Source organism: Janthinobacterium sp. ROICE36 (genome assembly GCF_002869965.1).
Taxonomy (GTDB): domain Bacteria; phylum Pseudomonadota; class Gammaproteobacteria; order Burkholderiales; family Burkholderiaceae_D; genus Janthinobacterium.
Window position 1 is genome coordinate 1 of record NZ_PEBS01000112.1, and the last position, 10,993, is coordinate 10,993.

General features: G+C 60.7%; 10 protein-coding genes. 3 read left to right on the forward strand and 7 right to left on the reverse strand.

The window, feature by feature from the left end:
- Nucleotides 1-220: 220 nt before the first annotated feature.
- The 7 genes from asd to CSZ94_RS25740 form a co-directional block, all read right to left on the reverse strand.
- Nucleotides 221-1,348 (reverse strand): aspartate-semialdehyde dehydrogenase, encoded by a 1,128-nt coding sequence (gene asd, locus CSZ94_RS25710; RefSeq protein WP_102124115.1) that lies wholly within the window; start codon nucleotides 1,346-1,348, stop codon nucleotides 221-223.
- 45 nt (nucleotides 1,349-1,393) lie between these two features.
- The gene (gene leuB, locus CSZ94_RS25715) at nucleotides 1,394-2,464 is read right to left on the reverse strand and encodes a 3-isopropylmalate dehydrogenase (protein WP_102124116.1); all 1,071 of its coding nucleotides are present in this window, start codon (nucleotides 2,462-2,464) and stop codon (nucleotides 1,394-1,396) included.
- Nucleotides 2,465-2,475: 11 nt separating this feature from the next.
- Nucleotides 2,476-3,123 carry a 3-isopropylmalate dehydratase small subunit gene (leuD, locus tag CSZ94_RS25720; protein ID WP_102124117.1) on the reverse strand — a complete coding sequence of 216 codons (648 nt, stop codon included), beginning with the start codon at nucleotides 3,121-3,123 and terminating at the stop codon, nucleotides 2,476-2,478.
- Nucleotides 3,124-3,174: 51 nt separating this feature from the next.
- Nucleotides 3,175-3,297, reverse strand: a complete 123-nt coding sequence (locus CSZ94_RS25725) for a lipoprotein (RefSeq protein WP_010400408.1) — start codon at nucleotides 3,295-3,297, stop codon at nucleotides 3,175-3,177.
- Between the two features lie 68 nt (nucleotides 3,298-3,365).
- Nucleotides 3,366-4,769, reverse strand: coding sequence for a 3-isopropylmalate dehydratase large subunit (leuC, locus tag CSZ94_RS25730; protein WP_102124118.1), 1,404 nt, complete (start codon nucleotides 4,767-4,769; stop codon nucleotides 3,366-3,368).
- Between the two features lie 278 nt (nucleotides 4,770-5,047).
- Nucleotides 5,048-6,925, reverse strand: a complete 1,878-nt coding sequence (locus CSZ94_RS25735; protein ID WP_102124119.1) for a chemotaxis protein CheA — start codon at nucleotides 6,923-6,925, stop codon at nucleotides 5,048-5,050.
- On the reverse strand, nucleotides 6,925-7,782 hold the full coding sequence (locus tag CSZ94_RS25740) for a protein phosphatase CheZ (protein WP_102124120.1): 858 nt from the start codon (nucleotides 7,780-7,782) through the stop codon (nucleotides 6,925-6,927). Before CSZ94_RS25740 ends, CSZ94_RS25735 begins: the two co-directional genes overlap by 1 nt.
- 469 nt (nucleotides 7,783-8,251) lie before the next feature.
- On the opposite strand from CSZ94_RS25740, the gene CSZ94_RS25745 reads away from it, so the two are divergent.
- The 3 genes from CSZ94_RS25745 to CSZ94_RS25755 all read left to right on the forward strand — a co-directional run bounded on the left by CSZ94_RS25745 (nucleotide 8,252) and on the right by CSZ94_RS25755 (nucleotide 10,658).
- The gene (locus CSZ94_RS25745) at nucleotides 8,252-8,719 is read left to right on the forward strand and encodes a universal stress protein (RefSeq protein ID WP_102124121.1); all 468 of its coding nucleotides are present in this window, start codon (nucleotides 8,252-8,254) and stop codon (nucleotides 8,717-8,719) included.
- A 160-nt stretch (nucleotides 8,720-8,879) separates the two neighbouring features.
- Nucleotides 8,880-9,524, forward strand: a complete 645-nt coding sequence (locus CSZ94_RS25750) for a response regulator (protein ID WP_034750556.1) — start codon at nucleotides 8,880-8,882, stop codon at nucleotides 9,522-9,524.
- A gap of 327 nt (nucleotides 9,525-9,851) precedes the next feature.
- Nucleotides 9,852-10,658 (forward strand): Crp/Fnr family transcriptional regulator, encoded by an 807-nt coding sequence (locus CSZ94_RS25755; RefSeq protein WP_102124122.1) that lies wholly within the window; start codon nucleotides 9,852-9,854, stop codon nucleotides 10,656-10,658.
- Nucleotides 10,659-10,993: the final 335 nt, after the last annotated feature.

Below are 10,993 nucleotides of genomic sequence, written 5' to 3' on the forward strand. Positions count from 1 at the left end.
ATTTACTGAAAAACGAAAAGACAACCAAGGCCGGCATCGCTACCAAACGCTTAAAAGCTGGCTGGAATGCCGACTATCTCGCCAAGGTCTTGGGCTTGCCGACCTGATGCTTCATGCAATCGCCCTGTGGTTGAGCCTTGACGGGCTCAGGGCGAAAAAAAAGCTGGGAAAACAGCCCCAGCTTGATCTTGATCAGCAATTAATTGCTGATTTATTGCCGTTACGCGTCCAGCAAAATGCGCAGCATGCGGCGCAGCGGCTCGGCCGCACCCCACAGCAATTGGTCGCCCACGGTGAAGGCGGACAGGTATTCGCCGCCCATGCTCATCTTGCGCACGCGACCGACGGGTATCGTCAGGCTGCCCGTGACGGCCGCCGGCGACAGGTCGCGCACGGAGGCTTCGCGCGTATTCGGCACCAGCTTGACCCACTGATTGTTGCTGGCGATGATGTCGTTGATTTCATCGAGCGGCACGTCTTTCTTCAGCTTGATGGTCAGCGCTTGCGAATGGCAGCGCATGGCGCCGATGCGCACGCACAAGCCGTCGACAGGGATTTCCTTGGTGCCAAAGTCGATGCCGCGGCCCAGGATCTTGTTGGTTTCCGCGCCAGCCTTCCACTCTTCCTTCGACTGGCCGTTGCCCAGGTCCTTGTCGATCCACGGGATCAAGTTGCCGGCCAGCGGCGCGCCGAATTGCTTGATTTCATCCGGGGAATAGCCGTGCTGGGTCGCCAGCACCTGGCGGTCGATTTCCAGGATCGCCGAGGCGGGGTTTTCCAGCAGCGCCTTGACGGAGCCGTTGATGGTGCCAAACTGCGTCAGCAGCTCGCGCATGTGCTGCGCGCCGCCGCCCGATGCCGCCTGGTAGGTCATCGACGTCATCCAGTCGATCAAGTCGTGCTGGAACAGGCCGCCCAGGCCCATCATCATGCACGAGACGGTGCAATTGCCACCGATGTAGTTTTTCACGCCCTTGCCCAGCGCATCCTTGATGACGTGCAGGTTGACGGGGTCGAGCACGATGACGGCGTCTTTTTCCATGCGCAAGGTCGAGGCCGCATCGATCCAGTAGCCATTCCAGCCCGCTGCGCGCAGCTGCGGAAACACGGCGCTCGTATAGTCGCCGCCCTGGCAGGAAATGATGATGTCGCACTTGGACAGTTCGGCGATGTTGTTGGCATCCTTGAGGATGGTTTCATTCTTCGCCATGACCGGCGCCGCGCCGCCCGTGTTCGAGGTGGTGAAAAACACCGGTTCGATGTGGGCGAAATCGCCCTCTTCCTGCATGCGCTGCATCAGGACCGAACCGACCATACCGCGCCATCCTACCAAGCCAACTAATTTCATTACCATTCCTCAAGATGAGACGGCGACTGCCGTCATTAGACTATTTTATCCCAGCGCTTTTACAACTGCATCACCCATCGCCTCGGTACTCACCAAGGTGGTGCCCGCTTCGTGGATGTCGGCCGTGCGCAAGCCCTGTGCCAATACTTTCTTCACAGCACCTTCGATGCGGCTTGCCTGCTCTTCGCGGTTCAGCGAATAGCGCAACATCATGGCGGCCGACAAAATCGTCGCCAGCGGATTGGCGATGCCCTTGCCCGCGATATCGGGCGCCGAGCCGTGCGATGGCTCGTACAAGCCCTTGTTGTTGGCATCGAGCGAAGCGGACGGCAGCATGCCGATCGAGCCCGTCAGCATCGAGGCCTGGTCGGACAAGATGTCGCCGAACATGTTGCCGGTCACCAAGACGTCGAATTTCTTCGGCGCCCGCACCAGTTGCATGGCCGCGTTATCGACATACATATGCTCGAGCGCAACATCCGGGTATTCCTTGTGCACGTCGGTGACGATGTCGCGCCAGAACTGGAAGGTTTCCAGCACGTTCGCCTTGTCCACGCTGGTCAAACGCTTCTCGCGCTTTTGCGCAGCCTGGAAGGCCACATGGGCGATGCGGCGGATTTCGCCTTCCGCATAGCGCATGGTGTCGTAGCCTTCGCGCTGCCCCTTGAACGGACCGTCCGGGCACTCGCGCATGCCGCGGGGCTGGCCGAAATAAATGTCGCCCGTCAATTCACGGATGATCAAAATGTCGAGGCCGGACACCACTTCCGGCTTCAGGGTCGAAGCGTCCGCCAGCTCCGGATACAAAATAGCCGGACGCAGGTTGGCGAACAGGCCCAGGTTCTTGCGCAAGCCCAAAATCGCCTGCTCCGGACGGAACTGGCGTTCCAGCTTGTCGTACTGATAATCGCCGACGGCGCCAAACAGCACGGCATCGGCTGCCTTGGCCAGCGCCAAGGTGCCTTCAGGCAAAGGATGGCCGTGGGCCGCATAGCCGGCGCCGCCCACGGGCGCGCTTTCCAGCTCGAACGATTCGCCCAGCACGTTCAACACCTTGACGGCTTGCGCGACGATTTCAGGACCGATGCCGTCGCCGGGTAAGATTGCAATTTTCATGTTTTTATCGATCAGATGACGTTGGCGAGCCAAGGTTGGCTATGCAGGTGGCGTTCTTCGAAGGCGCGGATATCGTCCGCATGGCGCAGTGTCAGGCCGATATCATCGAGGCCATTCATCAGGCAATATTTGCGGAAGGCATCGATCTCGAACGGATACGAGACGCTACCATTGCTGGTGCGCACGCATTGCTGTTCCAGGTCGACCACAAGTTTATAGCCGGGGAAGGCCTTGACTTCATTGAACAGGTGCTCGACCTGGGCCTCCGACAGCACGATGGGCAGCAAACCGTTCTTGTAGCAATTGTTGAAGAAGATATCGGCAAACGAGGGCGCGATGATGGCGCGGAAGCCATATTGATCGAGCGCCCACGGCGCGTGCTCGCGCGAGGAGCCGCAGCCGAAGTTCTTGCGCGTGAGTAAGATGGAAGCGCCCTGGTAGCGCGCCTCGTTGAGCACGAACTCGGGATTCAGCGGGCGGCGGCTGTTGTCCTGGCCCGGCTCGCCATGGTCGAGGTAGCGCCATTCGTCGAACAGGTTGGGGCCGAAACCGCTGCGGTGGATCGATTTCAGGAATTGCTTCGGGATGATCGCGTCGGTGTCGACGTTGGCGCGGTCCAGCGGGGCCACCAGGCCTTCGTAAAGCGTAAATTTATCCATGCTGTTTCTACTCGGTAGGACGGGCGGCGCGGGGCGCCGGCACGTCACGGTTTATTTTCCGCCGGCGCCAGTGACGACCTGGCCGACTTTCTGCACATCGCGGCCAATGCCGGAGACGGTGTTGCAGCCAGACAGGATGACGGTGGCGATGAGGAGGGCGAAGAGTTTTTTCATGATGATTTCTTGATAGTAGGTAAGGGACCGGAAACGCTAGTGTACGCCAGCGGCGCCAGTCCCAGCCCTCATCGCAAAGCCCGCACGTCGACAAAGTGGCCGGCGATGCCCGCCGCCGCCGCCATCGCGGGCGACACCAGGTGGGTACGTCCGCCCTGCCCTTGCCGGCCTTCGAAATTGCGATTCGAGGTCGAGGCGCAGCGTTCGCCCGGTTCCAGACGGTCCGCATTCATGGCCAGGCACATGGAGCAGCCCGGCTCGCGCCACTCGAAACCGGCATCCTTGAAGATGCGGTCCAGGCCTTCGCGCTCGGCCTGGTCCTTGACGAGACCGGAACCGGGCACCACCAGCGCCAGGGTGACGTTCGAGGCGCGGTACTTGCCGCGTACCACGGCTGCTGCCGCGCGCAAGTCTTCGATGCGCGAATTGGTGCAGGAACCGATGAAGACCTTGTCGATGCGGATGTCTTCGATGGCGGTATTCGGTTTCAGGGCCATGTAGACCAGCGCCTTTTCCATCGCATCGCGCTTGACGCTGTCTTTTTCCTGGTCAGGGTCAGGCACGCGGCCATCGACGCCGGTCACCATCTCGGGCGACGTGCCCCAGGTCACTTGCGGCATGATGTCGGCGGCGTTGAGCGTAACGACCAGGTCGAAGCGGGCGCCCGGGTCCGAATGCAGGGTGCGCCAATAGGCCACGGCGCGTTCCCAGTGCGGACCGGCCGGCGAAAACGGGCGGCCTTTGACGTAATTGATGGTGGTGTCGTCCACGCCGATGATGCCGGCGCGCGCGCCCGCCTCGATGGCCATGTTGCACACCGTCATGCGCCCTTCCATCGACAGCGCGCGGATGGCCGCGCCGCCGAATTCGATACAGTAGCCCGTGCCGCCGGCCGTGCCGATCTTGCCGATGATGGCCAGCACGATATCCTTGGCCGTCACACCGGCCGGCAGGGCACCGTCGACTTGCACCAGCATGGATTTCGATTTTTTTTGCAGCAAGGTCTGCGTGGCCAGCACGTGTTCCACTTCGGATGTGCCGATGCCGTGCGCCAGCGCGCCGAACGCGCCGTGCGTGGACGTGTGCGAGTCGCCGCAGACGACCGTCATGCCGGGCAGGGTCGCGCCCTGTTCAGGGCCGATCACATGCACGATACCCTGGCGCTTGTCGTTCATGTTGAAGTAGGTCAAGCCGTAGTGCTTGGCGTTCTTGTCCAGGGTTTCTACCTGCAGGCGGGAAACCGGGTCGGCGATGCCGTCGATGCGGCTGGTCGTGGGCACGTTATGGTCGGCCACGGCCAGGTTGGCGGAAATGCGCCACGGCTGGCGGCCCGCCACGCTGAGCCCATCGAAGGCTTGCGGGCTGGTGACTTCGTGCAGCAGGTGCCGGTCTATGTACAAAATTGTCGTGCCATCATCTTCGGCCCGAACAACGTGGGATTCCCAGAGTTTGTCGTAAAGCGTCTTCATCATGATTTATGCAGCGTTGCCACAGCCTGTTTAAGTGATCTGTCGTACTGATCGAAGGGATCGGCAATGATTATGCCATATATTGTGCAACGCAGAAGCAAAAGCCGCCTTAGCGTGGAATGGGCGATACAAAATTCGGCCCGCCTTGCAGATATGCTTAAAAAATTGCTGATACGAAAATCCGCCAAAATACCGGCGGGGCGAATAAAAATCGAAAAAAACCGAAAAAAAAGCCCGCTGCAGAGGTCTGCAGCGGGCTAGTTGTGAACTGGCATGTGTTTCTAGGCAGCCATGCGCACACTTCCCCTGCAACCGTCCATCAGGAAAGATAGGCCCACAACAAGCACCAGCTCGCCTTCGGCCGAGCGGGCGGTACCGGTAATGCCTTCCACGGTGATGGCCGTCATCGGCTTGATCACCAGGTCGGCCGTGCCATCGACGGCTGCCACGGCAAGAATGTACGGCTGTGGCGCAGCAACAACAATGCCGACGCGCTCGCTGCACGATTCGTAGCCCAGGGCGCCGGCCAGCGAACGCACGGGCAATGGACGGCCCTGGTCTTTCAGCACGGGCGCGCCGCCCACTTCCATGAAGGTTTCCGGCAATTCGACGACGCGCTGCACCACCGCCATCGGCAGCGCCAGCGCGGCGCCCGAGGTCGACACCAGCATGGTCGGCACAATGGACAGCTCGATCGGCAGGCGGATGGCAAACTTCGTGCCCTTGCCCAGCGTCGACTCGATGTGGATGGCACCGCGGTTTTTCTCCACGGCCGTTTTCACCACATCCATGCCCACGCCGCGCCCGGAGACGCTGGACGCCACTTCCTTGGTCGAGAAGCCCGGCAGGAACACCAGCTGGAAGCATTCGTCGTTGCTCAACTGCGCGTTTTCACTGATCAAGCCCTTTTGCTGGGCCTTGCTGCGCAGGAAGACCGGGTCCATGCCCTTGCCGTCATCTTGCAGCACGATCATGACACTGTTCGCTTCCTGCCAGGCTTTCAGCGAAATATACGATTTAGCGGGCTTGCCGGCGGCCAGGCGCGCTTCCGGCGATTCGACGCCATGGTCGAGCGAATTGCGCAGCATGTGCACGAGCGGATCGTACAGACTGTCGACCACGACGCGGTCGACTTCCGTCTCCGCGCCTTCAATCGTCAGCTCGACATCCTTGCCCAGGTCTTTCGCCAGTTCGCGCACTAGGCGCGGGAATTTCTGGAACAAACGACCCACGGGTTGCATGCGCGTGGCCAGAGTAGCCCGCTGCAGTTCTGTCGAGTAGCGCGAAGCGCGTTCCAGGGTTTCCGCCAGGGTCGCCATCAAGGTGGCGGCCTGGCCTTCGAATTTGAATTGCAGCAAGCGTTCGAGCAGCACGGCAGCCTGGTTGGCGGCCTGCACCGACTCGCCGGCCACTTCCAGCAGCGCGTCGAGCTTGACGGCGTCGACGCGGATGCTGTCTTCCTTGACGGGCGCGGCATGACGCACTTCCGGACGCTCGTCGCGCCGTTCCGCGCCATCCCAGGCCTTGGCAGCCGGTTTGGCGGCAGTAGCGGCAGCGGCAGGCGCGGCGGCCACGGCGGCAGGGGCAGCGGCGACCACCGGTGCAGCAGCCACCTGGCTGCCGGCCGGCACGACGGCGTTATACATGCCTTCCCAATCCAGGCCATCGGCACTGGAAGTGGAAACGGCAGCGACTGGCGCCGCCACAACGACTTCGGCAACCACCACGGCGACTTCCGCCACCACGGCGGCGGCTGGCGCAGGCGCGTCCATGCCCTTGCCTTCAATGGCGTTCGTCAGGATGTGTTCCAGCTCTTCCGGCATGGCCGGCAAGCTTTCCGGCGCGGCGCCATTGGCCAGTTCCGTCAGTTGGTCGGCCACGAAGCCGGACGCTTGCAGCGCCGCCTCGATGGCGATCGGGGTCACGGGCGCGGCGCCCGTGCGCAAGGCATCGAACAGGTTTTCCGTCAGATGGCAGGCCGCCACCAGCGCAGGCAGGCCCATGAAGCCGGCGCCACCCTTGATGGTGTGGAAGGAACGAAACACAGCATTCAGTGTTTCCTTGTTGTCAGGATCACGCTCGAGGCGCAATAAGTGCTCTTCAACATTAACCGCAAGATCCATCGCCTCAACGACGAAATCCTTGAGCATATCGTCCATTAGAATCCCAAATCCGCAAGAAGGTCGTCTACATTATCCTGGTCCAGCGCCACCGACGGCACGGACGGGCCTTGCATCAGCGGCACCGGCTTTTGCGCCAGTTTCTCACGCACTTCGGCCGGCGCGTTGTCGCGCAGCAGCTGGGCAAGTTCGTGCTCCACAGTCTTGGTGATGTTGACCACTTTTTTGATCAGCTGACCCGTGATGTCCTGGAAGTCCTGTGCCATCATGATTTCCAGCAAGCGCGCTTTTTCCGCTTCCGTTGCCTCGGTAACGGCTTGCGCGAACTGGCGCGAGTCGCCGGCCAAGGCCTTGAATTCTTCCAGGCTCAGCTTGCCATCGAACAGCGCCGTCCAGCGGCTGTCCATGTCCTTGGCTCTCTTCGACAACACATCTTGCGCCGGCATGCCTTCGTCGAGCGTATTCAAGACCTTGTTGGCGGCCTGTTCCGTCAAGGTGGCGACATATTCCAGGCGGTCTTGCGCATCGACGATCTGCGACGACGCTTCCGTCAGCGCCTTGTCATAGCCCAGTTCGCGCAGCGAATCATGCAGCAGGCGCACGATGCCGCCCAGGCGCTCGAACATCGGCTTGTCGGACTGGTCGACAGGATCGGCCGCTTCGCCAGGCACGCCTGCGGCAGTCGCCGGTGGCGTTTCCGGCGCGGCGGCGACTGGCGCTTCCGCGGCCGCTGCCGGCACGGCGGCGCTGGCAGACACGGAGTCGAACAGCGCGTCAAAATCATCGTCCGCGATCACGGCTGCGGGCGCTGCGGCAGGCGCGGGCTTGGGAGCGGCCGCACTTTGCGCAGATACTTCATCGAATAATGCATCAAAATCATCAGCGGCGTTGGTCATATCCCTGCTTCTCCATAATTTGTCAAAATTCCGCCTGTACTGTGCGTTTTACAGACTGATACCCACAATTTCTCGATTAAGATGATTTGAGGCAATAACGCTGCGATGGTGCGAGTGTAGCAGGGCGCCGCCCTGTTGGTAAATCTCAAAACGCGCTTCCTGGTGTAAAGCTGCTCCATAAGGGCTTTTCCGTCAGGAAATAAGTGTTCCTGCCGTTGTATTTTGAAATACTACCATTGGCGTGCCTGCAAGATCACGCGCCGCACAAGAGAAATCCTGCCTGCGGGCGCCTGCGCAACAGTGCGCCAAGGATATCGTTGCGGCTAAAACACGATCTTTCTACCAATGTTGTCTATACTGAAGGTGCAAAAGTATTGATAATTATCAAGTCTTTACATGAATACCATGCTGCCGCCGCGCCTACAATAAGGGGCGTTGCGCGCGCTGAGTCACCGCCAAAGGACCTGCCATGTATAAGAAAATTCTGATCGCCACGGACGGCTCCACCGTCTCCAACCTGACGGCCTGTGCCGGCGTTGCCTTTGCCGAACAGATGCAAGCCGACATCCTTGCCGTGTACGTGGCGCCCGAATACCAGTATCCGGTGTACATCGAAATCATTCCACCAAGCTATCCCAGCGAGGAGGAATACCGCATCGCCATGCGCAAGGCGGGCGCCGACCACTGGCAGCCCATTCTCGACGCGGCCGCCAAGCGGGGCCTGGAAGCGACGGGCCTGACCGCCTTTTCCGACAGCCCCGCCCTGAAAATTGTGGAAGTGGCGCAATTGCAGCAGTGCGACCTGATTTTCATGGGCTCGCATGGCCGCAGCGGCTGGGGCCAATTACTGCTCGGCAGCGTGACCAACAAAGTGCTGTCGCACTCGAAATTGCCGGTGCTCGTGCATAAGCTGATCAAGGAACCCCCATCGAAATAAGGGGTTACATGGCCACGCAGCCCGCCGCAGCCGATATATCGGGTAAAAAGACAAAACTGCGGCTATTTCAGTTAAAATGACAACGTTTCTCGTTTCTTAACACCTGGCCGGCCGCAACGAAACGGCCAGGGTAAATTATACGCCTCCAGATTGCGCGCCTATGATACGTATTGTGATTGCCGACGACCACACCATCATGCGGGAAGGATTGAAGCGCATCCTTGACGGCGCGCCGGACATCGACATCGTGGGCGAAGCCATCGACGGCTTTGAGGTACTCAACCACGTACGCCAGGGCGGCTTCGACCTGTTGCTGCTCGACCTGTCGATGCCGGGCCGCAGCGGCGTCGACCTGATCCGGCAAATCCGCAGCGAGGCGCCCAAGCTGGCCATCCTGATCCTCACCATGCACGAGGAAGAGCAATATGCGGTGCGCGCCATCCGCGCCGGCGCGCAAGGCTATCTGACCAAGGAAAGCGCCGGTACCCAGCTGGTGGGCGCCATCCACAAGGTGGCGTCGGGGCGCCCCTACATCAGCGCCGAGGTGGCAGAGCAACTGGTGCTCAACATCATGATGCCGAATGAAAGCTTGCTGCATAAACAGCTGTCGGACCGCGAGTTCGAAGTCTTTTCCCTGCTGGTGGCGGGCAAGTCGATCACGGAAATCGCCAACAATCTGCACCTGAGCGTGAAAACGGTGAGTACGCACAAGACGCGCATCATGCAAAAGATGGGCATGAGTTCGCTGTCGGAAATGGTCCAGTATGCCGTGGCGCACCGCCTGCTATCCCCCTTCAAGACCTGACCATGCGCGCCAGCGCGTAGGAACAATCCTACATCGACTACCACAGCTCCTACTGCCATATTCAGCCACCGCTGATATTAATTGCATACGATTGTTGGCATACTGAAACCAGTCATCAAGTTGCTGGGAAGTTATTTCATCACACAGCAAGTCTTCAGCGAATTGAGCATTACCAGCCTGGACGCGCGCCGCCGACCCTTGCCCGCCCGCCGTCCTGCGCACCTTGTCATTCAACTCGGAACTACCTGTCACCAGGAGATGAACATGCTGTCCACGCAAACGCCTGAAACCCGCGCTGCCTCTCCATCGCTGGCCCCCTCCTCTCCGATGGAAGCGGGGCGCCAGCGCCAAGGGCGGCTATGGTCGAACCTGAAGGAGGTGTGCGACCTGCTGCATATTTCCAGCGCCTGCAGCATCGCCGCCGACGAACTGCTGTTCCAGCACGTGCAATTCAAGACGGGCCAGCGCGTGCACACCATCGGCCAGCCCTTCGACACCCTGTACATCGTCAATTCCGGCTTCCTGAAAACCGTGCTCATCGACGAATTCGGCAATGAGCAGGTGCTCAGCTTTCCCATGAAGGGCGACATGCTGGGCGTCGATGGCATCCACTCGCGCCATTATTCCTCGGAAGCGGTGGCCCTGTCCGACTGCGACCTGATCTTGCTGCCGTTCAAGAAACTGACGGCGCTGGGCCGCGTGCACCTGGAACTGGAAAATGTCATGTACGGCGTGATGAGCCGCGAACTGGTGCGCGAACAGGCGATGATCGGCATGCTGGGGGCCCTCAGCGCCGAAGCCCGCGTGGCGCGTTTCCTCGTCTCGCTGGCCGACCGCTTCGCGCAGATGGGCTATTCGAGCAAGCTGTTCAACCTGCGCATGACGCGCCATGAAATCGGCAGCTACCTGGGCCTGACCCTGGAAACGGTTAGCCGCACCCTGTCCGCCTTCAATGAAATCGGCCTGATCTCGGTCGACCAGCGCACCATCGGCATCAAGGATCCGGACGCCCTGAAACCCCTGCGCCGCCTGCCGCCCTCGCGTTCGCGCGCCAAGCAGCTGGCCGCCGCCAAGCTCAAGGCCGACACCGCCGCTGCCACCACGGCCTCGGCGCAATTGCTGGCCACCATTTAGCGCCATCCCGATTCCTTCAAGCTTGGCACAGGCTTGACCCGGCCAAGGCGCGCACCGTCTTGCCGGGTCTTTTTTACTGCCGCGCCCCTTCCGCGCCGCGCCTGCGGCCGCCTTTGCGCAGCCCCCCCCCCCCCCCCCCCCCCCTCCCCACCCCCCCCAAAAACCGCCGAAGTCCCCCAAAAAAACCTTGCTTTCCCAGCCACACTCACCAAACATGCAAAAACAAATCATTCTCCCCATACGAAAAGAAAACCCAAAAATACAAACAAAAACACCCCCCACACCCAAGTATCCCTCAACGCCCCCAGCCCTCCCCCCACACCCAATCACCACAC

Coding starts and splice junctions, on each gene's coding strand:
- CSZ94_RS25725 (WP_010400408.1), bottom strand. CDS start 3,297: ATGAAAAAACTCTTCGCCCTCCTCATCGCCACCGTCATCCTGTCTGGC.
- CSZ94_RS25750 (WP_034750556.1), top strand. CDS start 8,880: ATGATACGTATTGTGATTGCCGACGACCACACCATCATGCGGGAAGGA.
- CSZ94_RS25740 (WP_102124120.1), bottom strand. CDS start 7,782: ATGACCAACGCCGCTGATGATTTTGATGCATTATTCGATGAAGTATCT.
- CSZ94_RS25735 (WP_102124119.1), bottom strand. CDS start 6,925: ATGGACGATATGCTCAAGGATTTCGTCGTTGAGGCGATGGATCTTGCG.
- CSZ94_RS25745 (WP_102124121.1), top strand. CDS start 8,252: ATGTATAAGAAAATTCTGATCGCCACGGACGGCTCCACCGTCTCCAAC.
- asd (WP_102124115.1), bottom strand. CDS start 1,348: ATGAAATTAGTTGGCTTGGTAGGATGGCGCGGTATGGTCGGTTCGGTC.
- leuD (WP_102124117.1), bottom strand. CDS start 3,123: ATGGATAAATTTACGCTTTACGAAGGCCTGGTGGCCCCGCTGGACCGC.
- CSZ94_RS25755 (WP_102124122.1), top strand. CDS start 9,852: ATGGAAGCGGGGCGCCAGCGCCAAGGGCGGCTATGGTCGAACCTGAAG.
- leuC (WP_102124118.1), bottom strand. CDS start 4,769: ATGATGAAGACGCTTTACGACAAACTCTGGGAATCCCACGTTGTTCGG.
- leuB (WP_102124116.1), bottom strand. CDS start 2,464: ATGAAAATTGCAATCTTACCCGGCGACGGCATCGGTCCTGAAATCGTC.